This is a genomic window from Psychrobacter sp. DM4, assembly GCF_051307035.1.
In the GTDB taxonomy this organism is placed as follows: Bacteria; Pseudomonadota; Gammaproteobacteria; order Pseudomonadales; family Moraxellaceae; genus Psychrobacter.
Map to the genome: position 1 here is coordinate 670,984 of NZ_CP195536.1, position 26,918 is coordinate 697,901.

Consider the following 26,918-nt stretch of genomic DNA (forward strand, 5'->3'; position numbering starts at 1 on the left):
ATCTGTACTCGCGCAAGATACTAGTGTTTTTAGTTAATTACTTAAGATACAGGTCAAATAAACTAAGGTTAGATAAACTGTAGTATCTATATTCAATAATAGGGGTCGATAGATTTGATATTTATTATGACTCACCGTTTTTGATATTGTGTACGAAAGCTTTATAATAACGCTTAGGTAAACAGTAAGCTCTTGGTTTTAATCTATAACCAAAGTCCCAGAATATACATTTAATTCATAACATTAATAAACGAGGAACGTATGAAAGCATTAGTAGCGGTCAAGCGTGTCATTGATTATAACGTAAAGGTTCGTGTAAAAGCCGACAACTCTGGCGTTGATTTATCAAACACTAAAATGTCTATCAACCCATTTGATGAGATTGCGGTAGAAGAGGCAGTACGCCTCAAAGAAGCTGGCGTAATCGATGAGATTATCGTTGCCTCAATCGGTCCCAAAGAGTCGCAAGAGCAAATTCGTGCAGCCCTAGCATTGGGTGCTGATCGCGGCGTACTCGTACAAACCGATGATAAGCCTTATCCACTTCAAGTTGCTAAAATACTAAAAAGTATCGCTGAATCTGAGTCAACTGACATTATTCTGTTGGGTAAGCAAGCGATTGATGATGACAATAACCAAACAGGTCAAATGCTCGCAGCGCTAATGGGTATTGGTCAAGGTACGTTCGCCTCAGAAGTTAAAGTGGAAGGTGACAAAGTTAATGTTACTCGCGAAGTAGATGGCGGCTTACAAACCGTTGCGTTGACTTTGCCTGCGGTCATTACAACTGACTTGCGTCTCAATGAGCCGCGCTACGCTAAATTGCCTAACATCATGAAAGCGAAGAAGAAGCCACTTGATGAAAAAACGCCAGCAGATTTTGGTGTAGATATGACCTCTAAGCAGCAAATCACAAAAGTTGTGCCACCTGCTGCGCGTAAAGCGGGTATTACTGTCAAATCAGTAGATGAATTGGTCGATAAGCTCAGAAACGAAGCCAAAGTCATTTAAGCTTCTGTGGCTTTTTGTGTGGCTTGCTACTACTGCTTTGGACGAGAGATAGTTAAGAGTAGTAGAGTAAGACATGATCATAGGTATAGACGATAAGAATTGATAAAGGATAAAGACAATGGCTATTTTGGTATATGCAGAACATGACAATGTCAGTCTAAAAAAGGCAACTCTAAATACAATCGCGGCAGCCAAACAAATCGGTGACGACGTACATGTATTAGTCGCAGGTAGCGGTAGTCAAGCCGCTGCTGATGAAGCCGCTAAAGCTGAAGGCGTGACTAAAGTACTGTTAGCAGACAACGCCGCTTATGAGCATCAACTAGCAGCGAATATCGCTCTATTGGTTGCTGATATCGCAGGCGACTATAGTCATATCATTGCACCTGCAACGACGACTGGCAAAAACTTTATGCCACGCGTAGCAGCTTTGCTTGATGTGAGTATGCTATCAGAGATATCTGCGGTGATCGACGCGCAAACCTTTGAGCGTCCTATCTACGCAGGTAATGCAACGGCGACGGTCAAGACCTCAGAAGATAAAGTTATAATGACAGTTCGTACGACTGCATTTGATCCTGTGGCTAGCGAAGGTGGCTCAGCAACGGTTGAAACTCTCGATAACGTACAAGATGCTGGCAAATCAAGCTTTGTTGGTCAAGAAATGGCTAAATCTGATCGTCCTGAGCTTACCTCAGCAGGTATTGTTGTATCAGGCGGCCGTGCTCTTGCGAACGGTGAGAACTTCACTAAATACATCGAGCCATTAGCAGACAAACTAGGCGCTGCTGTTGGTGCATCACGCGCTGCGGTAGATGCAGGCTACGTACCAAACGATATGCAGGTTGGTCAAACGGGTAAAATTGTTGCACCGCAATTGTATATCGCCGCTGGTATCTCAGGCGCTATTCAGCACATGGCAGGCATGAAAGACTCTAAAGTTATCGTTGCTATTAACAATGATCCTGAGTCTCCGATCGCAAGCGTTGCTGATTACTTCTTAGAAGCGGATCTGTTTGAAGCCTTACCTGAGCTGACTAGTAAAATCTAGTTTTTGCTCAAGGTCATAAAAAATCCCGCTACGTGTAGCGGGATTTTTGTGTTTTGGAGATAAGTTTATGTTAGTGATTAAGTATTAACTATATTGACGTTGTCGCAGCGTCTCATACAAACACAGCGCGCCTGCAATAGCAACATTGAGACTCTCTTGACCATTGGGCTGCGGTAAGGCAATAGGGGTCGCGCATTGCATGAGTTCGTTACAGACCCCTTGACCTTCATGTCCCATAATCCACGCAATAGGCGTACGCAAATCATACTCGTAGATCAATGTATCAGTATGCGAGCTGGTCGCTAGTAACGGCACTTTGACTTGTTCTAAAATGTTAGGGACTTTTAATCCTTCAAATACCGTTAGAGCAAACTGCGCACCCATGCCCGCACGCAAAGTCTTGGGCGACCAGACTTGCGCGCAACCCTCAGTACAGAGCACATGGGTAATACCGATAGCGGCTGCGGTACGCAATAGCGTACCGACATTACCACTATCTTGTACCTCATCGAGGATTAGGCAGTCATTATCGATGACTGGCAGACTGTGTTTAGGTACCTCAATGGTAGCCATAATGTCTATACCAGTACCAAGCTCGCTGATGCTACGATATAGCGTATCTGGTAGTGTTGCGATGCCAATATGGCTGGGTAAACGCATGAGTAGCTGACGCACTTCATTATGCGTATGCGCTGACTCTGACAAAAGTACCTGAGACAACGGATAGTCACTACGTAGTGCTGCATCAATTAGATGTATGCCTTCGAGTACAGTTTGACCGAGTTTTTTGCGCTGGCGGGCCTGCGTTAGTAGTGCTTTGACCAGCTTTATCGTCTGATTTTTATCAGAGGTGATTATTTCGGTAGGGTTTGCGCTCATAATTAATAGCTTACTATTCAGAAAAAATTGTGTTAAAAGTCAGCAAAGGGTATGTACTATACCTGGTCATGTTGCATATGCAGGTTCTTGATATAGCTGACTTCGTTTTTACTACCTAGTACCACAGGTACACGCTGATGAATATCGTTAGGTTCTATATCCAAAATCCTAGTAGTAGCGTCAGTCGCTGCGCCGCCTGCCCGCTCGATTAGTAAGCTCATAGGATTGGCTTCGTACATTAAGCGAAGCTTACCTGGTTTGTTGATATCTTTGGTGTCAAAAGGATAGGTGAATAAGCCACCACGACATAAAATACGGTGTACGTCGCCGACCATAGCAGCGACCCAGCGAGTATTGAAATCTCGTCCTCGTACTCCAGTTCTGCCTGCGATTAGCTCGTCAATATAGTTCTGCATAGGCACGTGCCAGTAGCGATAGTTTGAGCTATTGATAGCATACTCGCTCGTATCGGCATCAATCTGAACATTATCTTCTATTACCACATAATCATTGGTGTCTGGGTCTAAACTGAACATGATCACATTATCAGCAATAGTCAAAGCGAGCATAGTTGAAGTGCCATAAAGTAAATAACCTGCTGCCAGCTGCTGATGACCCGCTTGCAAGAAGTCACTGTTTTCACTGGTGTGGCCTTGACGTAAGTAGGGTAGGATGGAGAATATCGTACCGACCGCCATATTGATGTCGATGTTCGATGAGCCATCTAAGGGGTCAAATAAGACTAGCAAGCTACCATCGTTATTGGCAGGAGTGGCGTCATCTAATTCTTCCGAGGCAACACCAGCACAGTGAGCATTTTTGGCGAGCGCGTCTAAGAGTAAATCATTAGCGATTACATCGAGCTTTTTTTGTTCTTCGCCTTGCACATTCTGATTACCTGCTTCGCCCATTATATCTGCTAATGCCCCCTTTCTAAGTAATTCTGATATGGTAACGCCGACGTCCGCAAGCGTAGTAATCACATCGTTAATCGCAGCGGAGGTAGAGTGCTTGTTTAGATACTGGGCCAAGGTTGTCATAGAGTTTCTCAATAAATAAAATATAAAAAGGTGGTATTAATAGAGTTTTTTATCTTTGTATTAAATATTCATGGTGACTTGTACAATGCTGATATTAACCCAGAAAAGCTACAATTAGCCCCTCTTGTTTCTTTGTACTGTCTAAAAAATCAGCTACACTAGATTTATCAGAAGTGCTGTCCTTACGTTTATGACTCTCTAGTAAGTTCTACTTAGTTTAAAACGAAGTGTAGCAAATAAGCATCAAATTGTCGCCGTTTCTACTGCTTTGCTTGCCAATATCAGCTTGTAATCATCTATAATTTATACTAATAACTGCTAACGCGCGCTTTAGCTAACAATGTCGATTAAACGAATAACAAAGACCTAAACCAACAACGAAGACTTGCCACTATGCCAAACGCTACTGATAGCCATGCCACTAACAAAGTCTCGCCATCTGACTACGTTAAGTTTGATCCGAGCACTATTCATGAGCGACTTAATACATCGCTTAGTCGTCCTCAGCTCAACGCTGATGGTAGTATTCGACACTTTTTGGGAGTAGAAGGATTAAACAAGGCGCAGCTCCAATCCATTATAACTAAAGCGGAAACCTTTTTTGACGACAAAGGCTTATTAGTCAATAGGCCTGAGCTTGAAGGCTGTACGGTGATGAACTTGTTTTTTGAGCCCTCAACTCGTACTCGTACCACTTTTGAGGTGGCTGAGAAGCGCTTGGGAGCCAACGTCCTTAATATCGATATTGCCCGCTCTAGTACCAAAAAAGGCGAGAGCCTACGTGATACCTTGTGGAATTTGCAAGCGATGACAGCCGATATCTTTGTCGTGCGTCACTCCGCATCAGGGGCGGCGCACTTTATGGCGACAGAAGTCACGCCTAATATTGCGATTATCAATGGTGGTGATGGCTGGCATGCTCATCCCACTCAGGGGATGCTCGATATGTTGACCATTCATCGCAATGCACCGCGTCCTTTTGAGGAGCTTTCAGTCGCCATTATTGGTGATATCAAGCACTCACGAGTAGCGCGCTCAGATATTAGCGCCCTTCAAACACTTGGTGTCAAGGACATTCGCGTGATCGCACCGCGTACCTTGTTACCAAAAGGTATTGAGCGTTTTGGCGTTACAGTCTATGAGGATATCGATCAATGCGTCAGTGACTGCGATGTGATCATGGGTTTGCGTATTCAAAATGAGCGTATTGACTCCCCGTTATTATCCTCATCAAATGAGTACTACAAACATTATGGCATCACGCCTGCGCGGGTAGCGCGAGCCAAGCCTGATGCTTTGATCATGCATCCAGGACCGATGAATCGCGGCATTGAGATTGCCTCAAGCGTTGCAGATGGTCCGCAGTCAGTAATCTTAGAGCAGGTGAGTAATGGCGTGGCAATTCGTATGGCAGTATTGTCACTCGCTATGCAAGGACAGCGCGCTTATCAAGCGTCTGGATTATAATACATTACATGCCTTGTTCGACGCCATTTAACGTTATCACTTTACTTATTCAATCCTTAATACGGTAACTATGCTCATGTCTACATCCTTAATCAATAATGATTTGATACATAACCTATTGCCCCAGTCATTTGTATCTACACTTTCAGGCACCATAAATGATCACTTAGATAAAAATAATATAGATCATGAAATGTGGCTACTACCACCGCTCGTTGATTTGTGTGCACGCCTAAGAGAGCCAGGTCAGCAGCAACATGGTACGCTAATATCAGAGGGGCAAGCTGCGCGTGCTAATGGTTTTTTGCATGTCATCATACCTCCTGATACCAACCCTATATTAGAGAATGGCTCACTGCTTAAAGGATTGCGTGAGCGTGCACTTGATGATGGCGGCATTTATTTACATATTTTGGGTGCGCTAACAGCAGGGCTTGAGGGCACGCACCCCTCCAACATCGCGGGTCTAAAAAAGGGTAATTGTATCGCCGTCTCAAATGCCCGCCGACCTTTTAAAAATGATTTGGTGCTACTACGGACGCTGGAGTATGCGGCAACCTTTGGTATGAAAGTGTTCTTTTATCCTGATGAGCCAAGCTTGTCAGGTGAAGGTGTGGCACATGAAGGTTATATTGCCTCTTATCATGGCTTGCAAGGCATTCCTTGGATCGCTGAGACAGTAGCATTATCAACTCAGCTACTGATGGTAGAAGAGACGGGTATTGCTGCGCATTTTAGTCAGCTATCCTGTAAATCATCAGTTGAGCTGATGCGCTGGGCAAAGGATAAAGGCCTGCCTGTCACTTGTGACGTCGCTATGCATCAGTTGTATCTAACCGATGACAATCTAGAAGGCTTCAATGCTCAGGCCTACGTGCTACCGCCGCTGCGTAGTAATACCGATCAACAGGCACTATTACGCGGACTCAAAGATGGCACTATCGATGCCATCTGTAGTCATCATGAGCCTCTAAATGCTACTGCTAAACAAGCTCCTTTCGCTGAGAGCACGCCTGGTATCTCAAACTTCGATACTTTTATGGCACTAGCGTGTCAACTGGTGCGTGATGAAGTACTTAGTTTGAAAGAGTTAGTAAACAAAATATGTCTCAATCCTGCCAAAATTGCGGGCATCGAGACACAGTACGCAGAAATAGGCGGGGCCGTGCTTATTGATCCTGATTTTAAGTGGCAAGTTACCGCGCAAACTATGCATTCTAATGGCAAGAATACCCCATTCTTTAATCAGCATTTGCAAGGGCGCGTAGTGGAGACGTTCTTTGGCTAATACGTCAGATCTACCCAAAGTCATTAATAGCACCTTGACAGAGGTTCACTCCAAGTCTAGCGAATCAATTAAGGCTGTGGCGATTTATGAGATCGTAAAAGGGGTAGGGGCGATGCTTGGGGCAGGAGCGTTGTGGATATGGCATAGCGATTTTGAAAAGTGGCTTGCCAACGCTCACGACTCGTGGCAGGGCTATTTTGGAGGGTTACTCGCGCCGCAAGTTGAGAGTGCGGTACAAATTGCACAGAACGCCAGTCAAAATTGGACGCTATTTTTACTGTTTATAGTTTTTTATATTAGTTTGCGTTTTATCGAAGCGTATGGCTTATGGCAAGATAAAACATGGGCGTATTGGTTCAGTGTAATTGGTTATGGCGTGTTTATTCCCGTTGAGATTTACTACTTCATTGTTAGCCCGTTTGACTGGTTTAAGCTGGGAATATTACTACTTAATATCATCATTGTAATCGTGGTTTATCGTAGTATGAAAAAGAAAGGTCTGTTATAAAACCGAAGGTTTAAGTAGTTGTAATGAAGCTTCGAGTCGCTATTATAAATAAAAAACTTATCTTGAGTAGAATAAAAAAGCCAGTATCGCGCTATTATTTTAATATAGCGCGATACTGGCTTTTGACGAGTATAAATTAGCTACAACCTTACTATTTATACCTGACTGATCGACTTAGCAACTTTTCCTACACTCAATCCCTGTACTAGAATAGAGAATATTACCACCGCATAGGTGAGTGCAAGCAAAATATCACGCTCGGCCCCTGCAGGTAACTGGAGCACTAAAGCTACCGAAATACCGCCACGCAGTCCGCCCCATGTCAGCACCTTCCAAGCACCTGAGGGCAGATCAAGCTGACGATTGAGGGTTTTGGTCGTCAGGCCGACGACGATAAACCTAGCAACGAGCGCGATAATAATAGTCAAACCTGCGGCGATAAATAGATTGCCTGAGTAGGCGATCATGACTACTTCTAAACCGATGAGAACAAATAAAATCGCATTTAATATCTCATCAATCAGCTCCCAAAATAGATCAATATAGTGGCGCGTCTGATCACTCATAGCTAAGGCGCGGCCGCGATTACCCACCATAAGTCCCATCATTACCATAGCTAGCGGTCCTGATAAATGCCAGTGGCTGGCTAGCGCATAACCACCTATGACCCCAGCTAAAGTAAGTAGCACCTCATCTTGATAGCTATCGATGCTTTTGATCATATAGTACAAGATAGCACCAAGTACCAAACCAAAGATAATACCGCCGCCTGCTTCTACTGCTAAGGTATGAGCGACATAGTTGGCAGTGGGAATATCACCACTGGTCAATATCCCAAGCAGCAATACAAAGATAACCACACCAAGACCGTCGTTGAACAGCGACTCGCCAGCGATAACCGTCTCCAAACTCTTGGGTGCGCCAGCTGATGACAAGATACCCATGACCGCAATAGGGTCAGTAGGCGATATCAGCGCGCCAAATAACAAACACCAGATCAGAGGCAAACCAAACCCAAACAGCGGTAGCATGTAATAAAGCGCGACTGCGATCAGCACTGCTGATATCACCGTACCTAAGCCTGCCAGTACAGCAATAGGCAGCTTATAGCGTTTTAGATCACCAATATTGACATGTAACGCTGCTGCAAATAGCAGCATAGACAACATGCCATCAAGTAATACTTCGGTAAAATCAAGCTGGTTCAATAAGCTGATCTCATAATCAATCAGCTGATCAAACCCTAAAAAACCCAAAAATATTGCCATTATAGACAATAAGATAGAGATGACCATAACGCCGATAGTAGTCGGCAGGCCAATAAATCGATGATTGATATACGACAATACCGCAGTAACAGACAAAAAGATGGCGCTGACTTCAAGGAGGGATAGACTAGTGGTTGATGCCATAAAAATCTCAAAATGATATAAAGGGAACAAATACGTTCGTTAGGTTTAGCCTGCGCTTATAAGCAGGCTTTTATCTGTGGCAACAAAGTCGTTTAACTCGATTGAATCTGTAGAGCTTTATTAATATGAGCTGCAAATTTACTCAGATACCTAAAATGCTGGTGCTGCGCATCAGCATCACGAACGAACTTTTTGGCCTGTCCGCACATAGCGACTAAGTCATCGACCAGCTCACTATAGCTCAAGTTCTCGATGCCTGCACGTTCAATGAGTGCAATCTCGTGCAAAAGCGTTTGCTGCTGGGCGCTATTGACCTGCGCATAATTCAGATCAGTCATGGCTTGACATAAGGCTTTTAGCACCATCAAATCAGCCACCGCATAACGGCGGATCTCCCCTAAAGAGGTGTCTATAAAGTCAGCTATTCTAGGGGTTTGAGTGACGACAGCAAGCGTGGCGATCCGCGGCTTGTTAGCGGCAATCTCAGTCTCATCTTTGTTGTGCGGGGGCACATAAAAATGGTAAGGGCTTGGTGGTTGCCGGCGCATCATCACACTCAAACAAATCGTTAAGGATTGAACGCAGTTTACCGCCGTTTTGGGATCATTGATGCCGGGTGACAGAGCACGAACTGCGATCTCGGTCACTTGCCCTAAGCTATAGGCAATATCGTTAGAGTGCACGGCCCGCGGCTCGATACGGATACAAGTGGCAAAACGTTGCCAGAATAGACCATCAGGATGACGCGGCATAATTGCCAAATCGGAGGTTTTGGTCTTTTGAAAATCGTTCGGATGATCTATCGGACACTGATAAAAATAGCCGATGACGTTTTTGTCCGTAACAAAGTCGCCAAGGTTGGCATGTAATTGTACGACGCCGCCATAGTCTTGCGTTAGAGTGATTAAAGACTCAAAATAGATCTGTTGTAAGTAGCCTGAGACAGGAGCATAGATAGGAGTTGAAGACCAAGTATGATACTGCTTAATATCTTCTTGTAAAACATCATGATGATGTTGTATATCACAATGATCGTCATACCAGTGATTGATGTTATCAAGCGCGTCATTGCTCGCATCTTGAATAACGTGTGACGCTTGAATGGCGTGTACCATGTGCTGTACAAAGTAAACCAAAAGCAGCGCACAGATAATAGCCATGATGATAGCAAAGGTGACCGATAACTGCGGAACGCCAAAACCAACATCGAACTTATGAATGGACTTGAGCACTAGCAAACTATAGCTAAAGGTGCCAATGAACGCGCCAAGAACGAACTGATTGGGCGTATCTGTCAAAAAATTACGTAGTAATCTGGGACCAAATTGCGATGACGCCATAGACAATACGGCTATAGTAATTGAAAATGTCGTTCCAGCAACACCCAATACAGCACCAGCAATAGCAGTCATCATAGCGCGCGCTGCATCTGCATCACCGGTAAAGGCAAAAGCTAAATCCTTTATCGTCTCACGATCAAAATACTCATCTATCGTAACAAACAACGGCGCTAATAGTATTCCAGCGAGTACGCAAGCCGTTGGAATAAACCAGTAAGAACCAATCAGCTGTTGCCACAAGTTCTTGATGCGATCAGGTAGATCCGTAAGCGTCTGTAAAGACCACAATTGTGCAAATTTATGAAGACTATCGACAGTCGACTTTTTTGTTTTCTCAAGTAAGGTTTTTTTCTTCTCACGCACTACAGTGAACTCCAAAATTTAGAAAACGACCAAGAGGGTCTTAGATAAATAGCAAAGTATAAATACCCTTACTTAACACGTTGTGGGTTGTCAGCTTCAGTGATAATGCTTCTATCGTCTGCTTTTGTTCTACTATTTACGTTTGTACTATCATTTTTTATACGCTTACTATTTGTAAAGCTGCTTTTCTTTAAAGGACGGTTTGTCATCGTCCTACTCATCGTTGCTCTATCCTCTACAAAATCGTCTTTTGGAATGACGACATCATTATAAGCGTTATCTGAGACTACGCTGCCATCTTGGTCAAAAGCTGCAGGCTCAAAATTTGCACTACCTTTTTTTGAGTTGCGACTGTTTTTATTAGCGGCATTGATAGGACTAGTGGCAGCTGATTTGTGACGAGGTTCACTATGAGCAAATATGGAATTCAAAGGTAAGTTTAGATACTCTTTCGCGCAGGTCTCTGTAGTCTCAAAACGCGTTACGAGCAAACTTAACCAAGGTTGCCTGTCATCAGGGTTCATCTCATCCAATTCATCCTTGATCGGTAAGGGATAAGGCAAAGTGCGGTAAAAATCCCACAAGGTCATTTTACTCAAATCTCTTTTGAGAACGTACTCATCATGCTCAGTAGTGGTAATGAGGTTAGTGTCTTTGAGATAATTGATATAGGTATACCATTTGGGCAGCTCTTTACGTCCCAGAACATCTCGCAGATCTTGCTCACTGACGGCTTCACCTTTTAGATAATGGCTGTATACCACATTGAGCATATCTAGTAAACTAAGTAGCGGATGACGAGGGTAGACCTCTTTGGTCTCAAAAATCGTTAGCGTGTAGCTGATCTCAACGCCTAACAAAATCAGATTCCATGATAAATATATCCATAGTAAAAATATCGGTAGGGCAGCAAACGCACCATAGATCGCCTCATAACTGGTAAAATTGGTCATCACGGTGCCAAAGATATGCTTGAGTAATTCAAAAACGATTGCCACGATGATACCGGCGATAGCCGCGTTTTTGAACGGCACGCGCGCTTTTGGAATAAACCAGTACATCCCTACAAATCCTGCGACAGTGATGCCAATTGAAACCATCTGTACCCAAAAAGACCAATCAATGCCGTAACCTGCGATTTGACGGTTCAAAAAGCTCAAACTCTGTACCGTACTTGAGGCGATAAAAGCCGTTCCAAGGACGAGTGGACCCATGGTAACGATTGTCCAGTAGCGCAGCATGCTTTTTATACCGCCTGAGCGATCGGTAACGCGCCAAATCTGATTAAAAGCACGCTCAATCGTGGTCAATGTCATAATAGTAGTGACGAACAGAATCACAATACCAATAGCGGTTAAGTTGGTTGATTTTTCAGCGAAGTCATTGATGTATTCGCTGACCTGTAGGCTTGATTGCGGTAATAAGTTACTATAAATGACCTCATAAATTTGCGCTCTAACAGAGGCCAATGCGGGAACAGAGGACAAGATCATCAGTAGTACGGTTAATATCGGCACTATTGATAGCATCGTGGTATAGGTCAAAGAAGCAGCTTTTTGCTGACAGTCATCTTCAAAAAAGTGCCGTGTCAAAAACTTTAAGAACTGAAACCAGCGCTGTTGTAAAAAGGGTAGTTTTTTTACTAAGTTTTCCATAGATACCCATCAGCAAAGACAAAAGATAGAATAGTGTAACAAAATTATGCTATCAAAATATGCCAATAAATTGTGTCAAAATGCTGAACCGTAGCTTTTGAGTGAGGATAGTAATGCACGGTCTATAAAAGTAGTTCGTTTGCATGTGCGCTCAAGAGTGGGGCATAATGTGAGAAAGATTTATCTCCATAATATTTATAGGATATCTCACACATGAGTCAAACTGCCCCTTATGTTTTGGTGCTTTACTATTCTAGCCATGGTACGACCAAAACGCTGGCTTATTCTATCGCTCAAGGTGTCGAAGACGCCGGCATGACGGCGCGTATTCGCACAGTGCCAACAGTAGCTCCTGAGACGACAGTGAGCAAACCTGCTATCCCAGATGAGGGTGATCTATATTGTACGATGGATGACCTAAAGGGTTGCATGGGTCTTGCGCTTGGTAGTCCTACACACTTTGGTAATATGGCCGCACCTATGAAGTACTTTTGGGATAATACGGTGACCCTCTGGCTGGCAGGTAATCTACAAAACAAACCTGCTTGCGTATTCACCGCGACAGGGTCGATGCATGGCGGCCAAGAGACGACGCTACTTACGATGATGTTGCCGCTCATTCATCACGGTATGATGATCGTCGGTTTGCCTTATGCAGAGCCAGCGCTGGGTCGAACCAGTCGCGGCGGCACGCCTTATGGCGCTAGTCACGTGAGCGGTAGTGCACACGATCAGCCCGTCTCTGACGATGAGCGCGAACTGGCAGTGGCTTTGGGCCGTAGAGTAGCAATTAGTGCCAAAGCTCTAGCACAAGCCAACTGGGATCATTGAACGCACTCATAACTTTATACCGCTAACTTCATACCAGTGACTTTATATGATCGCCTTCGCAAGATAAATTAGGAAAGCCATTCGACTCATGCCAAACCCCTCTCAAGACTTATCAAAAGCATCATCAGCTCAAGTACCGTCTGCTACGCTCAGCAAGCCTATAGCACCTATGCGCCAGCGTTTGGTTGTGACGTGGCTACTGTGGCTAGTTTATCGCCTACTTGCGCTACCTGTATTCATTAGTGTTTTTAATCCAGCCAGTCCCGATATTATCGGCGGTATCGCCTGGTATGGGCTGTGGCTTATTCCCGCATTTATTATCACCCCCTTTATACTAAAAGGACGCTCGCCCTATATGCTCCTTATCGGTAGTATGCTGACTTTAGTATACTTGGGAGCAAGTGGGGTTGTGCTCTTTACGCGTATTTATGGCAGCAGCTGGGCTGAAATCGTGGTTTATCTTATCGATTTTGTCTTACTATTCTTCATTAATACGTGGTTATTTTTATTATTAAAGCGCCTGCCATCGATGAATAATGTGGTCAAGCAGCCGCGCGCGCACTAGTTTTTTAAATACTGTCATAAAAAAGCGGCGCTCTAAAATATAGAGCGCCGCTTTTTTGTCTTAGCGTTAAAACTGAATTAACTAGGTTTAGTTAGTTCAGCTTAGTCAATTCTAAATCCATTTTCTTGCCATCATTGATTTGGCTAACTTTTACGGGTAGATAGTCGAGACTTGGGGCCAACCAAAAGCTGGTTGAGCGGCTATTATCATCATGTATACGGTCAACACGCACGGTATCAAAAGTACCCGCTGGCACGGTGATTTTAGTGTTGCCTGACTTTTTAAACGGCGTTTTCTCTACTTTGTTTTTCTTCGCCATATAGTAGTTGCCAGAGAATTTTCCATTGAGCAAATCTTGACGAATTTGCACCTCTAAGCTCAAATCATCAAAGGCTTGCTGCGCCATGTTCATGGTCGTCGTTTTGCCTTTATAGTTGCTTGTGACCTTTTTGCTCGCTGAATTAAAATCAAGTTTGTGCGTGCGCCCAATGCCTAGCAGTTTGTAGGTCGTGCTAGCCTTGGTTGGGCTGACGTTATTACCTGTAATAGTAAAGGCGCTACTTTGGGAGGCACTAGCGATACCTGCTACGCGAGCTTTAACCTTATAATTCCAAATATTACCTGATTGACTCAAAGTACGAGTTGCTGTGCCTTTATATTTATCTTCTACCGTAAAGCTGTAGTTCGCGCTTGAGGGCTCTATACTTTTTGCATTAGCAAGGGTTGGGGCAGTCATACTTATAGCTCCGATCGCAGCGATACTGACACCTGTAGTGAACCAAGTCGCCAGTCTGTTTTTACCGCGTTTTATGTTATGGGTTAATAATGACGTCATGAATGTATCCTTAATAAGTTTGTCAGATATTTTGACTATTTTATAGCTATTGTTTATATACTCTTGCTTATCACAACCATTATGATGGTCATATCTTGTTACATTTTCAAGGAGCGCTAGCGCGTTATGGGTTGAGCGCTTGTAGCTAATGTTGCCGCAAAGCCTTGAGTCTCTGTACTGAGTAACACACTGTGAGCAAGCTTGCGGGGTTATAGTCATTACTGTCTTCGACAACTACGCGCCTTATAAATATTTTTAAGTTTACACTTGAACCCACCTCATCACGCCCCCATTTTTTGAAACAAGCTCACAGCTTATCTTTAATACCTTAGTCTCAATAAATTTGAGCGTATTTATTTAATAGTTAGTGCTGGTGAGACCATTAAATCAAACACATTTTACGCAACCCACTTTTGGAGACTTAATGATGAATATTCGTCCTTTACACGACCGTATTGTTGTCCGCCGTATAGAAGAAGAAACAAAAACGGCTGGCGGTATCTTATTACCTGGTTCAGCACAAGAAAAGCCGTCACAAGGCGAGGTGCTAGCCACAGGTAACGGTTTGGTTCGTGACAACGGTGAGACCCGCGCGCTTGATGTAAAAGCAGGCGACAAAGTATTGTTCGGTCAGTACGCCGGTCAAACGGTCAAAGTTGACGGTGAAGAGCTACTTATCATGAAAGAGTCAGACGTATTAGGCATTATTGAAGCTTAATCCTCGATATTTTTAAAACAACTATTAACTATTGGAGTAATTTAACATGGCAAAAGACGTCAAGTTCGGCATAGATGCCCGTAAACAGATGATGGACGGCGTAAACGTTCTAGCAAACGCAGTAAAAGTCACTTTAGGCCCTAAAGGTCGTAACGTGGTTATCGACAAATCATTCGGCGCACCGACTATCACCAAAGATGGTGTTTCGGTCGCAAAAGAGATCGAGCTTGAAAACAAGTTCGAAAACATGGGCGCTCAACTCGTGCGTGAAGTGGCGAGCCGCACCAATGATGTCGCTGGTGATGGTACGACTACGGCTACCGTATTGGCTCAATCTATCTTGCAAGAAGGCATGAAATCAGTGGCTGCTGGCATGAACCCTATGGATCTCAAACGCGGTATCGATAAAGCCGTACGTGCAGCCGTTGAGCAAATTCATGAGTTATCTACCCCAGCTGACGATTCAAAAGCTATCGCTCAGGTCGGTTCAATCTCAGCCAACTCAGACACCAAGATCGGTGAGCTGATCGCCCAGGCGATGGAAAAAGTGGGTAAGCAAGGCGTCATCACCGTTGAGGAAGGCTCAAGCTTTGAAGATACGTTAGAAGTCGTCGAAGGTATGCAGTTTGATCGTGGTTATATCAGCCCGTATTTTGCCAATAAGCAAGATAGCTTGACGGCTGAATTTGAAAATCCATATATCTTATTAGTGGATAAGAAAATCGGTAATATCCGTGAGATCGTGCCTTTACTTGAGCAAGTCATGCAACAGAGTAAACCGCTACTTATTATCGCAGAAGACGTTGAAAACGAAGCACTTGCAACTCTAGTGGTCAACAACATGCGCGGCGGTTTGAAGACTTGCGCGGTAAAAGCACCAGGTTTTGGTGATCGTCGCAAAGCGATGCTAGAAGACATCGCAACTTTGACAGGCGGTACAGTCATCTCTGAAGAGATTGGTCTAAGCCTAGAGACGGCTACCCTAGAGCAGTTGGGTACGGCTAAGAAAGTCACTGTCGGTAAAGAAAACACGGTTATCGTTGATGGCGCTGGTAACAAAGCCGACATCGAAAATCGCGTCGAATCTATCAAACGCCAAGTCGAAGAATCAACGTCTGACTACGACAAAGAAAAGCTACAAGAGCGCATGGCAAAACTTGCTGGCGGCGTTGCCGTTATCAAAGTCGGCGCGGCGACTGAAACTGAAATGAAAGAGAAAAAAGACCGCGTTGATGATGCTTTGCATGCTACTCGTGCAGCGGTCGAAGAAGGCGTTGTTCCAGGCGGCGGTGTGGCACTCGTTCGTGCACTAAATGCTCTCTCTGAGCTACGCGGCGACAATGACGATCAGGATGCAGGTATCAACATCCTACGTCGCGCGATGGAAGCACCACTACGTCAAATCGTTACCAACTCAGGTGAAGAAGCCTCTGTTGTGGTCAACGAAGTCAAGAGTGGTAGCGGTAACTACGGCTATAACGCGGCAACTGGCGTCTACGGCGATATGTTAGAGATGGGTATCCTTGACCCTGCCAAAGTGGCGCGTTCAGCACTAGAGAATGCAGCATCCGTTGCAGGTCTCATGCTCACAACTGAAGTCATGATCACTGACTTGCCACAAGGTGATGACGGTATGGCCGGCATGGGCGGCGGCGCTGGTGGAATGGGCGGCATGGGTGGAATGGGCGGCATGATGTAATTCTACTTTTGCTACAAAGCGATTTCTCTTTGTCAGACGCGCTCAATGTACAATAAGTACTATTTTCGCGCGTCCTTCTCGATAAATCACTTTTCGCTACAAGTATGACTTTGTCATAAACGCTTGTTAAAGCCAGTAAAACAAAACCCCGATAGGCTATAGCTTATCGGGGTTTTTTATGCGTGCTTATCTAACAGATAAAGCGTACTACGAATCCGCCTCATCGCGTCTAAACGTCCAAGTAGTATCATCAGACAACTCATCAACATAATAATAGCCTGCTAAATCAAATTTCTTTAATTGCTCAGCTTTGGTTAGTTTATTATCCGCCGCGTATTTCACCATGAGTCCGCGCGCTTTTTTGGCATAAAAGCTAATGACTTTATATTGACCGTTTTTTTTATCCTCAAATCTTGGGGCTATAATAGTGGCATCAAGCGCCTTTTTCTTCACCGCCTTAAAGTATTCATTAGAGGCCAAATTGACTAACACTTTGTCATCGCTATCTGCCATCTGCTTATTGATCGTATCGGTAATCTGCTCACTCCAGAACTCATACAGATTATTACCTTGCTCATTTTTGAGTTTAGTACCCATCTCAAGTCTGTAGGGCTGAATCAAATCGAGTGGCTTTATAACGCCGTATAAGCCGGATAAAATACCTAAACATTTATTGACATAGATGACAGTGTCTTTATCCATGCTGTACATATCAAGGCCTGTATAGACGTCACCGTCAAACAAATAACCTGCTGGTTTGGCGTTGTTATCGTCAAACGGCTTGTCTATGTCCCATTGCCACGCTTGATTACGTTTGGCATTTAGTTGTGCCAAGTCATCTGAGATAGTCATCAACTCTTGCAAGTCGATCGGCTCTTTTGCCTTCAGCGTTTTCATCAGAGTTTGCGCTTGCACGATGAGCGCAGGCTGACTGTAATAATTGCCAAGGTTGATGGGAATAGCATCGGTTTCGTTCAAGGATTTGGCAGGAGAGAGGACAAAGTACATTACAATTCCCTTATTTTAAAAACGCTATAGACGTTTGATTGATCAAAATCTGTAGCAAGCTTTGAACACTAAATAGAACATTTTAACATGAGTGCTTTGAGTGTGTTTAAATGTGTTATATATTGTCGTCAAAATCTGTGTTGATTGGTATTGGAGTGCATGTAATAATAAAAGTTATAGTGATGGCTATATTTGCTAACTTTTTATTTACTTATGAGTCATCATTAATCAATGATAAATAGACAATGATGTCTTTATAATAAAAAGAAATGATAACTAAAGTATCATTTAATAGATTGATAATCTTTGATGAGCGCTTTATTTCAATAATGAGTGTTGATCAAAGATTTTTTGCACCATGCGTATGGCAAACAAAGCTCCATGCGGATAGGTTGGTCAGGTATTGAGATGTCAGGAGATGGTATGAAAATCGGTGTAATTAGTGCAGATGCCTCGCATGAGAGCCGCGTAGCAATAACCCCAGACGCGGTCAAAAAACTGCGTAAGCTTGGGTTTGAGGTCATTATTCAGTCTGGTGCTGGTATTGCTTCTTATTATTCTGATGAGAGCTATCAAGCCGCTGGTGCCACGATTGCAGCCAGTAGCGCGGACGTCATGAGTGACTCGCGTATCATCACCACTGTCAACGATCTACCGGCAGCGATGATAGACAACTTGACGACTGGTCAGATTGTCGTCGGTATGCTCGATCCTTATCGCAATACTCAGCTTGACGCTTACGCGGCCAAAGGTGCAACGGTCTACGCTATGGAGCTATTGCCGCGTACCCTATCTCGCGCACAGAACATGGATGTGTTGTCCTCACAGGCTAACCTTGCAGGGTACAAAGCAGTACTCATGGCAGCGAACGAATACTCACGTCCATTCCCGATGTTTATGACCTCTGCAGGCACAGTCAAACCTGCTAAAGTGGTCATCTTAGGCGTTGGTGTAGCAGGCTTGCAGGCGATTGCGACTGCCAAGCGTTTAGGTGCGGTCGTCGAGGCTAGTGATTTGCGTCCGAGTGCTCGCGAGCAAGTGGAGTCCTTGGGCGGTAAATGGTTAGATGTACCGATGAGTGAAGAAGAAGCACAAAAAGCCAAATCAACAGGTGGCTATGCGTGGACACCATCAGAGCAGTATATGACGGATCAAGCGGCAGTCGTTGACAAAGCGCTAAGCGGTGCTGATATCGTCATCACGACCGCGCAGATACCGGGTCGTCAAGCGCCGCGTTTGGTGCACAAGACCACGCTCGATAAAATGAAAGCAGGTTCGGTGCTCATCGATATGGCAGCGGGCACTGGCGGTAATGTTGAGGGCAGCGTCCCTGATCAAACCATTACGACGGACAACGGCGTACGTATTGTCGGAGCGGCTAATATCCCCTCGGAACTGGCAGCGCAGTCGTCAGATCTATACGCAAATAACTTAGTTAATTTTATAGCGACGCTAATCAAAGAACCAGCTACAGATGATGTGTCATCTCAAGCACTGGCACTACACTTAGATATGGAAGATGAGATTCAGGGTGCTCTAGCAGTCACACACGACGGTCAAGTTCGTCTTGCTAAGCGCTAAGTCTCGCCTGTCATACAACAGTGTGTTTACCAGTAATGAATAAATTTTAGGAGGATAAGATGATTGCCACTATTTTAGCCGCAGCGCCAGCAGGTGCGGCAATGGCTAGCACACCATTTGTAGCGATTTTTACCGTATTTGTACTTGCTATTTTTGTTGGCTATTACGTCGTTTGGGGCGTTACCCCTGCGCTACATACGCCGCTTATGGCAGTGACTAACGCGCTGTCGAGTATCGTTATCGTTGGCGCTATGCTACAGACGGTTACTATCGACGGTTCTGTATTTACCGCAACTAGTATATTGGGCGCTTTTGCTGTATTTTTGGCCAGCGTAAATATTTTTGGTGGTTTTGCAGTTACTGAGCGTATGCTCTCAATGTTCAAACCTAAACCCAAAAAAGTGGTCGTGACAACAGATACGACTGAGAGTGGGGGTAACGTATGAGTAACTTCTCAGCTATGATCGCTGCCAATGCAGATTGGTTTTATCTTATCGGTGCTATCTTGTTTGTTTTGACTTTACGTGGTCTATCTAGCCCAAAGACAGCGATTCGTGGTAATCGTATGGGTATGGCGGCGATGGCTATCGCTGTAGTGACTACTTTTTTCTTAGCTGAAGGTCCTATCCTTTGGATGATCGTTGGTGCCATGGTGTTAGGCGCAGTAGTGGGTCTATGGAAAGCCAGAACGGTTGCCATGACGCAAATGCCAGAAACCGTTGCTTTAATGCATTCATTCGTCGGCCTAGCAGCGGTGGCCATTGCTCTAGCTACGGTACTACACACGGAAGAAGCTTACAGTACAATTACGCGTCTAGAGCTATTCATCGGTTGCTTTATCGGGGCGATTACCTTTTCAGCGTCATTCTTTGCCTTTGGTAAATTGGCGGCTAAGAGCTGGGCTAAGACTCTGGTTGGTGGCTGGGTAAAACCAGTCCAAGCAATATTATTCATCGCTATGGTAGGTTTTGGTGCGGTCTACTTTATGACCGACTCCTTACCTGCCTTTTATGCGATGACTGTCCTTGCTATCGTCTTTGGTTGGATGTGGATTGCACCTATTGGCGGCGGTGACATGCCAGTCGTTGTGTCGCTTTTGAACTCATTCTCTGGTTGGGCTGCTGCGGGTATTGGTTTTACCCTTGGCAACTCAATGCTTATCATCGCAGGCTCGCTCGTCGGGTCATCAGGTGCGATTTTATCTTACATTATGTGTAAAGCTATGAACCGCTCACTGCTTAATGTCTTGTTCGGCGGTATGGGAACCACAGCAGTCGCAGCGGGCGATGATGATAGCGCGCCAAAAAAATACAAGTCAGGCTCAGCAGAAGACGCTGGGTTCTTGATGGCGAATGCTAGCGACGTGATTATCGTACCGGGCTATGGCATGGCGCAAGGCCGTGCACAGAATGCGGTCAAAGAGCTATATGAGTTACTCAAAGAAGAAGGCGTTAACGTCCGTTTTGCGATTCATCCCGTCGCTGGTCGTATGCCAGGTCACATGAACGTCTTATTAGCAGAAGCTGACGTACCTTATGATGACATCATGGAGATGGACGAGATCAACTCAGACTTTGCCAGTACTGATGTGGTACTCGTTATTGGTGCCAATGACGTGGTTAACCCGTCTGCCAAAGATGATCCAACGTCGCCTATCTTTGGTATGCCAATATTAGAGGTCACCAAAGCGCAAACCGTTATGGTCATCAAACGTTCGATGAATACTGGTTATGCAGGCTTAGATAATAGCTTGTTCTATATGGACAAAACTATGATGATCTTTGGTGATGCCAAGAAAATGGTTGAAGAGATGGTTCGTAGTATCAATGGTGCTGGTCATTAATTCCTAAGACGTTTAACCTTCCAAAAAAGTCACTCAAGTGGCTTTTTTTGCGTTAAGGTTGCCCGCATTTAGACAGACTTATTATCCAGACAGTAAAAGAGAGTTATTTATGAACATGTTGCTACGTTTTTTTATTATGACTAGCTTACTCAGACAGCAGCTCAAGCAACAGCCAGTGAGACAGAATCTCAGTGAAGAGAGACTAAAAATACCAGTCGTACGTCACTACCGAGTATTACCGCATGACTTAGGGTTTCGTGATCATCTGCCCAATTATCGCTTCTTATCGTTTATTGAGCTCAATGTCACTAAGTGGTTAAGGACTTGCTGTCATCAAAAAGGTATCAAAACTCCAGAGTGGATTATCGCTATGCAGGAGATTATCTACCTAAAGCAAATCAAGTTTTTGGACAAAATGACTTTAAAAAGTACTTTGGCAGGTTGGGATCAGAAGTATGTGTATTTTGAACACCAATTCTTTGTAAAAGATCAACTCATGGCCGTTGGAATGACTAAGTTTGTGCTGGTAAGTACACAAGGTCAGCAAACGCCAGCCATATTAGACATGCAAGGGGAGCAGTTCACTGATGTTATTACCTCATGGAATAAACATCAAGTGGCGGTCAAATCAATGCCTAAAGGTCTTTGAAAAATATTGCTACTGTGTAAGACTTGCATAAGAATGCAGCCTTTTAATGCTTATCTATACAGTAGACGATAAACTTTGATAGGATGAGGCCACTTAGTTTTATAATAAATAAGGAATCACTATGACCCCGCAAAAACTTAAATGGACAGACAGCTTAGATATCGCGATTGAGCTCTATGAGAAGTTCCCTGAGACGGATCCACAATATATCCGCTTTACCGATCTACATCGTTGGGTAACTGAATTAGAAGGCTTCGATGATGATCCACAAAAATCTAACGAAGGCATCTTAGAAGCCATTCAAATGAATTGGATCGATGAAGCAGACTAGATCGACTTATAGAGTACAAGCAGTGCATTCATTAAAAAATGTTTCAATTCAATAAATATAATAGGCCGTATTATGAGTTCACAAATCAAAGAGTTATCTGAAGCTATTGCTTGTAAAGGCATAAGTGCTCGTACCACTAACAATGCTGAAATCAGTCACGATACTGCCAAATTAGGTCGATTATGGCAAAAGTTTTACCAAAACCATGTCAGCCATCTTAGCGATAACGAAGATATTTATGGGGTTTATCACAACTACGAGAGCGAGGATCTAGTTGGTGCATTTGATGTGGTCGCCAGTTGGGAGGTAAAGAGCGAGCCTGTAAAGAGAGAGGATGACAATGAGAATAGCCACGAAGATAATAGCAAAGACAATAACGTTCTAAGTCCTGAGAATATTCTTAGCGCCGCTCATGGTAGCGATGTGGTCACCATCACAATCCCTGAAGGCAAGTATCTAGTATTTACCGAAGAAGGTAGAATGCCTAACACCGTGATGAACGCGTGGGAGAAGGCTTGGGAGTACTTCCATAACCCAAATTGCGAGCATACTCGCACTTATAAGGTCGATTTTGAGCATTATATCGGTGGCAACTTGGAGTATGGGCAATTGGATCTGTATATTGGGATTGAGTAGGGTTTTAAAGTTTTACTCAATCTTTTAATCAGTTGTATGGTGTGGTTAGCGCAATCGCAACCCACTGATTGAGCCAAAAAAAAGCGCCGCTTATCTTGTAAGTGGCGCTTTTTTTGTATTCTAAATTAACCTATTTTAATCCAACAACAAATTCTCTAATATCCCTTCATAAATTTGCGCAAGTCTTCCCAAATCATCAACCTCTACTTTTTCATCGACTTGATGAATAGTCGCATTACGCACGCCCAGCTCAACCACTTGTGCACCAGTCGGCGCGATAAAACGTCCGTCGGATGTGCCGCCAGAAGTAGATAATGTCGTCTCTGTACCCGTAACTGATTTAATCGCGTTTTGGCAAGCGGATACTAATTTACCTTCAGGGGTTAAAAAGGGATTGCCAGATAACTTCCAATGGATATCATAACTCGCTTTGCTGTCAGTAAAATGTGTGTCTTCAAAGTGCTTATCAAAGATAGCATGCGTCTTTTCTTTTAACTCATCTTCAGTCGTTTCAGTAGAAAAGCGAAAGTTAAAGACCGCATCAAGAGTTTCTGGAATGACGTTGGTCGCGCCTGTACCACTATTGATATTGGAGATCTGCAAGGAGGTCGCAGGGAAATAATCATTACCTTTATCCCACTCAGCCGCAGTCAATTCAGCTAATGCTGCCATGGCGGCATGAATAGGATTAGATGCTAGATGCGGATAAGCCACATGACCTTGCTTACCTGTAACTCTAAGCTCTGCACCTAACGAGCCGCGGCGACCGTTTTTGATAATATCACCTAACGTATCGGTACTAGAAGGCTCACCGACGAGGCAATAGGTGATTTTTTCTTGACGCGCTTCTAAGGTTTCAATCACTTTGACTGTTCCATTGATAGATGGCCCTTCTTCATCTGAGGTAATCAAAAAAGCGATAGAGCCTTTATGCTGAGGATGGTTAGCGACGAAACGCTCAGCGGCAATAGTAAAGGCGGCGATGCCCGTTTTCATGTCAGCTGCGCCGCGCGCCCATAGATAGCCATCTGCGATAGTCGGGGTAAAGGGCGGATACGTCCAATTATTGACATCACCAGTTGGCACCACATCGGTGTGACCAGCTAAGCAAATAACAGGATCAGTCGTACCACGGCGCGCCCATAAGTTTTTGACCTCGGCATGCTCGCCGCTTTGATCGCGATCGCCGAAATACATAAATTCGCAATCGAACCCTGCCTGTTGCAGACGCTCAGATAGTATGTCTTGGCAACCGTCATCATCTGGGGTGACCGAAGGGCGTTCAAGTAGAGTGATACTAAGATTTAGGGTCGCTTGTTGATGGGTTTGAATGGTAGAGTCAGACATGAATGAACCTTTTAAATTATAAAGTGACTTGAGTTACAAAAATGAGATAGGCAAAATTGCGGTGTAATAAGGATTATTTGGATAAAAACCTCAGACACTAACGAACGGAACTAGCGTGTCACGGCGCATCCAAGTCGCGATAGAATAGCGCTGGCGATAAGCGGTTTGTACTTGATGACGCAAATCGCTATGAAAGATAATTAAGCGATTAGCTACTGGCAAAATTACATTATGGACGCCGTGATGATCAACGATCTCTAATGCGCCGCCATCATCCTTCTCCCAGTTGTCATTGAGATAAAATACCGCTGATAGCACCCGCTCATCGCGTCCCGTAGGATTATCACTGTGCCACTGATAGCCAAAACCAATAGGGTAGCAGGCATAATGCGCCTCGCTATGACGAATACCGGTATACAAGGTACGGTTTAAGACGCCAGCTAACTCATTGATGCTTTGTAGGTAGTAAAATCCTGCATAGAAGTCTTTATTAATCCAGCGGATTTTATCCCCGCGTATATGACTCAAGCGTACCCCCGCCGCCAGATGCGCATCCCGATAATCGATAAAGCCACTTTCTGCTTGTAGGGCGAGTAGGGCTCTATCTTCAAATATCTTATCAATGATAATAAAACCCTCAAAGCTAAGCTTATCTAGCTCATCATCAGTAAGCCTATGTTCCCAATCGACATGAAAGTGAGACGATAACAACGCATTTTGCTTCTGATCAACACTATGAGCTTCATTGCTAGTGTAATTGATATCTGACTGATGCGGTAGTAGAGACAAATTATCGGCTGCTATACGCTCGTTAATGCGCAGCTGCTTTAGATCAGCATCTATTACTTCAATACTACTGCTAATCGTTGTCATTTTTTATCCCTGTAACAAGCATAATCAAACACGCATAGTCAAACAACTCCCTGACCTCTATCGTCGCCCACCATTCAATGACGAGTTACCGAAACCTCGTTATCTTTTATGCTGTCTATGCTACCATAGATGCAATTTTTCTTATTTAAACTTTTGAGACTATGAACTATAAACACGCCTACCACGCTGGTAACTTTGCCGATGTGGTCAAACACATCTTGCTCGTACAGCTGCTCAATCAATTAAGCCAAAAGAATAAGCCTTTTTATGTGCTAGATGCTTATGGTGGCCGCGGATTATATTCGCTTAGTAGCGAAGAGGCACGCAAGACGGGTGAGGCCAAAGGCGGTATTCAAGCTTTGCTAAAATCGGCCGATGTCGATATGGAAAAAGCACCAGCCGCTATCAAAGATTATATGGAAGGCATCAAGCAAGCGCGCTTCACTTACGATAGCAAAGTCTATCCAGGGTCGCCGTGGTGGATTGCTCATCATGTTGAAAAGAACCCTGAGGGCGGCGTACGCGGTGAAGCCTTTGAAGCTAAAGCGAGCGAGTATGATGCGCTAAATTATCAATTGCATAAGCTGCCAATCGGTATTCACCACCGTGATGCCTTTGAGGGAATACGTGCAGTCATTCCCCCTGTTGAGCGCCGTGGTCTGATCTTTTTGGATCCGCCTTATGAGCAAGAGCACAAAGACTTTACTCGTTTGATTGACTTACTAGTAGCTTCTTATAATAAGTGGCCACAAGGCACTTATGCATTATGGTTCCCCATCAAAAATATTGAAGCCGTTGAGCTGTTTTATAAGAAACTAAAACGTACCGATATGAGACGTCAGCTGATTTGTGAGCTGAATGTTTACCCTAATGACGTTGCTGTTGGCCTCAATGGTACTGGTATGCTGATTATCAATCCGCCTTGGCAGTTTGATAATCAAGCTCGCGAGATATTACGCTTTTTACAGCCAGCACTCAAAGTCGCTGATGCCCCTAACATGACTCCTGATAGCGCTACCAACGTGCGCTGGCTGGTTGGCGAATAAAGGTAAAATGATGAGTCTTGATAATAAATCTGACAAAACCACTAATGACAGTGCGGCAACCCAGCCGCCCTATGTTGATGAGCATGAGTTTAATATCCGCTTAGCTGATAACGATGATTATGATGGGCTAACCTTTGAGGTGATAGAGACCGAAGTCGCTGAAGGGCAGCCAGTAGTCAGTCGTGGGGTTTACCTAGCGCCTAATTTAATCACTACTTTATCGCTGTTATCAGGATTTTATTCAATCTTAGCCAGTACTAGTGGCGAGTTTTATAAAGCTGCATTAGCTATTTTCTTGTCCGCTATCTTAGATGGTGCTGACGGTCGTGTCGCACGTATGCTTAATGCACAAAGCCCATTCGGTGAACAGTACGATTCGCTAGCCGATATGCTCGCTTTTGGCGTTGCACCTGCTATTTTGGTCTACAGTTTTGCTCTGCAACCGTTAGGTCGTATTGGTCTTGCTTGCGCTTTTCTGTTTACAGCATGTGGTGCGTTTCGTCTAGCACGATTCAACGTACAAGTCGGTATTGTTGACAAGAAATACTTCGTCGGTTTAGCCAGTCCGCTCGCCGCTATTTTGGTGACGGCTGCTGTTATGGTAGCCATTGACCATAACGAATGGGTTGGGTATTACGATACGGCTGTTATGTTCTTGTTTGCAGGATGGGTGGTGATTTGTGGGTTACTCATGGTCAGCAATGTTAAGTACTATAGCTTTAAAGAGTTTGATAAGAAGAAAGTGCCTTTTGTGGCGTTAATTGTCGGAGTTTTAGTTATAGGTATTGTGTTATATGATATTCCAGTTGGGCTACTAGCTATTGGTATTATCTATGCGCTATCTGGTATTGTGACTACGGTTAGAGCTAAGATGAAAAGTTAAAATTGATAGACCCTAATAGAGATCATGAAAAGGCCACCTTCTAAGATAATAGCTGGTGG

26 protein-coding genes are annotated in these 26,918 nt (G+C 44.2%); 17 read left to right on the forward strand and 9 right to left on the reverse strand.

Annotated elements, in window-relative coordinates; genetic code table 11:
* Positions 1-261: 261 nt before the first annotated feature.
* Both ACR64G_RS03055 and ACR64G_RS03060 read left to right on the forward strand, forming a co-directional pair.
* Positions 262-1,011 (forward strand): electron transfer flavoprotein subunit beta/FixA family protein, encoded by a 750-nt coding sequence (locus tag ACR64G_RS03055; protein WP_435980068.1) that lies wholly within the window; start codon positions 262-264, stop codon positions 1,009-1,011.
* Between the two features lie 118 nt (positions 1,012-1,129).
* On the forward strand, positions 1,130-2,062 hold the full coding sequence (locus tag ACR64G_RS03060) for an electron transfer flavoprotein subunit alpha/FixB family protein (RefSeq protein WP_435980069.1): 933 nt from the start codon (positions 1,130-1,132) through the stop codon (positions 2,060-2,062).
* Between the two features lie 84 nt (positions 2,063-2,146).
* Here the strand turns inward: ACR64G_RS03060 and ACR64G_RS03065 are convergent, their stop codons facing one another.
* Entirely contained in the window at positions 2,147-2,941 is a 795-nt protein-coding gene (locus ACR64G_RS03065; protein ID WP_435980070.1) for a TrmH family RNA methyltransferase, read from the reverse strand.
* Positions 2,942-2,997: 56 nt separating this feature from the next.
* Entirely contained in the window at positions 2,998-3,981 is a 984-nt protein-coding gene (locus ACR64G_RS03070; RefSeq protein ID WP_435980071.1) for a class 1 fructose-bisphosphatase, read from the reverse strand.
* A 393-nt stretch (positions 3,982-4,374) separates the two neighbouring features.
* On the opposite strand from ACR64G_RS03070, the gene ACR64G_RS03075 reads away from it, so the two are divergent.
* The 3 genes from ACR64G_RS03075 to ACR64G_RS03085 all read left to right on the forward strand — a co-directional run bounded on the left by ACR64G_RS03075 (position 4,375) and on the right by ACR64G_RS03085 (position 7,244).
* Entirely contained in the window at positions 4,375-5,448 is a 1,074-nt protein-coding gene (locus ACR64G_RS03075) for an aspartate carbamoyltransferase catalytic subunit (protein WP_435980072.1), read from the forward strand.
* A 106-nt stretch (positions 5,449-5,554) separates the two neighbouring features.
* Positions 5,555-6,736 carry a dihydroorotase gene (locus ACR64G_RS03080; RefSeq protein WP_435980625.1) on the forward strand — a complete coding sequence of 394 codons (1,182 nt, stop codon included), beginning with the start codon at positions 5,555-5,557 and terminating at the stop codon, positions 6,734-6,736.
* A complete protein-coding gene (locus ACR64G_RS03085; RefSeq protein WP_435980073.1) occupies positions 6,729-7,244 on the forward strand; it encodes a DUF2127 domain-containing protein in 516 nt (171 codons plus the stop codon). The genes ACR64G_RS03080 and ACR64G_RS03085 overlap by 8 nt, the downstream gene beginning before the upstream one ends.
* Before the next feature lie 155 nt (positions 7,245-7,399).
* Here ACR64G_RS03085 and ACR64G_RS03090 read toward each other — a convergent pair whose 3' ends face one another.
* The 3 genes from ACR64G_RS03090 to ACR64G_RS03100 form a co-directional block, all read right to left on the reverse strand.
* Positions 7,400-8,656: a cation:proton antiporter gene (locus ACR64G_RS03090; RefSeq protein WP_435980074.1), complete on the reverse strand. Its 1,257-nt coding sequence runs from the start codon at positions 8,654-8,656 to the stop codon at positions 7,400-7,402.
* Positions 8,657-8,748: 92 nt separating this feature from the next.
* Positions 8,749-10,359 (reverse strand): DUF2254 domain-containing protein, encoded by a 1,611-nt coding sequence (locus ACR64G_RS03095; RefSeq protein ID WP_435980075.1) that lies wholly within the window; start codon positions 10,357-10,359, stop codon positions 8,749-8,751.
* A gap of 68 nt (positions 10,360-10,427) precedes the next feature.
* On the reverse strand, positions 10,428-12,014 hold the full coding sequence (locus ACR64G_RS03100; protein ID WP_435980076.1) for a YihY family inner membrane protein: 1,587 nt from the start codon (positions 12,012-12,014) through the stop codon (positions 10,428-10,430).
* Between the two features lie 213 nt (positions 12,015-12,227).
* Between ACR64G_RS03100 and wrbA the strand changes: the two genes are divergently transcribed.
* A complete protein-coding gene (gene wrbA, locus ACR64G_RS03105; RefSeq protein WP_435980077.1) occupies positions 12,228-12,845 on the forward strand; it encodes an NAD(P)H:quinone oxidoreductase in 618 nt (205 codons plus the stop codon).
* Between the two features lie 88 nt (positions 12,846-12,933).
* On the forward strand, positions 12,934-13,410 hold the full coding sequence (locus tag ACR64G_RS03110) for a hypothetical protein (RefSeq protein ID WP_435980078.1): 477 nt from the start codon (positions 12,934-12,936) through the stop codon (positions 13,408-13,410).
* 91 nt (positions 13,411-13,501) lie between these two features.
* Here ACR64G_RS03110 and ACR64G_RS03115 read toward each other — a convergent pair whose 3' ends face one another.
* A complete protein-coding gene (locus ACR64G_RS03115; protein ID WP_435980079.1) occupies positions 13,502-14,245 on the reverse strand; it encodes a DUF3108 domain-containing protein in 744 nt (247 codons plus the stop codon).
* A gap of 424 nt (positions 14,246-14,669) precedes the next feature.
* On the opposite strand from ACR64G_RS03115, the gene ACR64G_RS03120 reads away from it, so the two are divergent.
* Positions 14,670-14,963 (forward strand): co-chaperone GroES, encoded by a 294-nt coding sequence (locus ACR64G_RS03120; protein ID WP_435980080.1) that lies wholly within the window; start codon positions 14,670-14,672, stop codon positions 14,961-14,963.
* A 46-nt stretch (positions 14,964-15,009) separates the two neighbouring features.
* Complete coding sequence (gene groL, locus ACR64G_RS03125) at positions 15,010-16,662, forward strand: chaperonin GroEL (protein WP_435980081.1); 1,653 nt, start codon at positions 15,010-15,012, stop codon at positions 16,660-16,662.
* A 207-nt stretch (positions 16,663-16,869) separates the two neighbouring features.
* Here the strand turns inward: groL and yaaA are convergent, their stop codons facing one another.
* Complete coding sequence (gene yaaA / locus ACR64G_RS03130) at positions 16,870-17,670, reverse strand: peroxide stress protein YaaA (protein WP_435980082.1); 801 nt, start codon at positions 17,668-17,670, stop codon at positions 16,870-16,872.
* A 423-nt stretch (positions 17,671-18,093) separates the two neighbouring features.
* Between yaaA and ACR64G_RS03135 the strand changes: the two genes are divergently transcribed.
* From ACR64G_RS03135 to ACR64G_RS03160, 6 genes are all read left to right on the forward strand, one after another.
* Positions 18,094-19,251 carry a Re/Si-specific NAD(P)(+) transhydrogenase subunit alpha gene (locus ACR64G_RS03135; RefSeq protein ID WP_435980083.1) on the forward strand — a complete coding sequence of 386 codons (1,158 nt, stop codon included), beginning with the start codon at positions 18,094-18,096 and terminating at the stop codon, positions 19,249-19,251.
* A 101-nt stretch (positions 19,252-19,352) separates the two neighbouring features.
* Positions 19,353-19,697: a proton-translocating transhydrogenase family protein gene (locus ACR64G_RS03140; protein ID WP_435980626.1), complete on the forward strand. Its 345-nt coding sequence runs from the start codon at positions 19,353-19,355 to the stop codon at positions 19,695-19,697.
* 14 nt (positions 19,698-19,711) lie between these two features.
* Positions 19,712-21,094, forward strand: coding sequence for an NAD(P)(+) transhydrogenase (Re/Si-specific) subunit beta (locus ACR64G_RS03145; RefSeq protein ID WP_435980627.1), 1,383 nt, complete (start codon positions 19,712-19,714; stop codon positions 21,092-21,094).
* Between the two features lie 109 nt (positions 21,095-21,203).
* Positions 21,204-21,743: an acyl-CoA thioesterase gene (locus tag ACR64G_RS03150; RefSeq protein WP_435980084.1), complete on the forward strand. Its 540-nt coding sequence runs from the start codon at positions 21,204-21,206 to the stop codon at positions 21,741-21,743.
* A gap of 121 nt (positions 21,744-21,864) precedes the next feature.
* Positions 21,865-22,074, forward strand: coding sequence for a Fe-S cluster assembly protein IscX (iscX, locus tag ACR64G_RS03155; RefSeq protein WP_021812734.1), 210 nt, complete (start codon positions 21,865-21,867; stop codon positions 22,072-22,074).
* A gap of 72 nt (positions 22,075-22,146) precedes the next feature.
* Positions 22,147-22,710, forward strand: a complete 564-nt coding sequence (locus tag ACR64G_RS03160; RefSeq protein ID WP_435980085.1) for a GyrI-like domain-containing protein — start codon at positions 22,147-22,149, stop codon at positions 22,708-22,710.
* Between the two features lie 135 nt (positions 22,711-22,845).
* Here the strand turns inward: ACR64G_RS03160 and dapE are convergent, their stop codons facing one another.
* Entirely contained in the window at positions 22,846-24,057 is a 1,212-nt protein-coding gene (gene dapE, locus ACR64G_RS03165) for a succinyl-diaminopimelate desuccinylase (RefSeq protein ID WP_435980086.1), read from the reverse strand.
* Positions 24,058-24,147: 90 nt separating this feature from the next.
* Complete coding sequence (locus ACR64G_RS03170; RefSeq protein WP_435980087.1) at positions 24,148-24,930, reverse strand: 2OG-Fe(II) oxygenase; 783 nt, start codon at positions 24,928-24,930, stop codon at positions 24,148-24,150.
* 161 nt (positions 24,931-25,091) lie between these two features.
* Between ACR64G_RS03170 and ACR64G_RS03175 the strand changes: the two genes are divergently transcribed.
* Positions 25,092-25,976, forward strand: coding sequence for a 23S rRNA (adenine(2030)-N(6))-methyltransferase RlmJ (locus ACR64G_RS03175; protein ID WP_435980088.1), 885 nt, complete (start codon positions 25,092-25,094; stop codon positions 25,974-25,976).
* Between the two features lie 7 nt (positions 25,977-25,983).
* Complete coding sequence (gene pssA, locus ACR64G_RS03180; RefSeq protein ID WP_435980089.1) at positions 25,984-26,859, forward strand: CDP-diacylglycerol--serine O-phosphatidyltransferase; 876 nt, start codon at positions 25,984-25,986, stop codon at positions 26,857-26,859.
* Positions 26,860-26,918 lie beyond the last annotated feature (59 nt).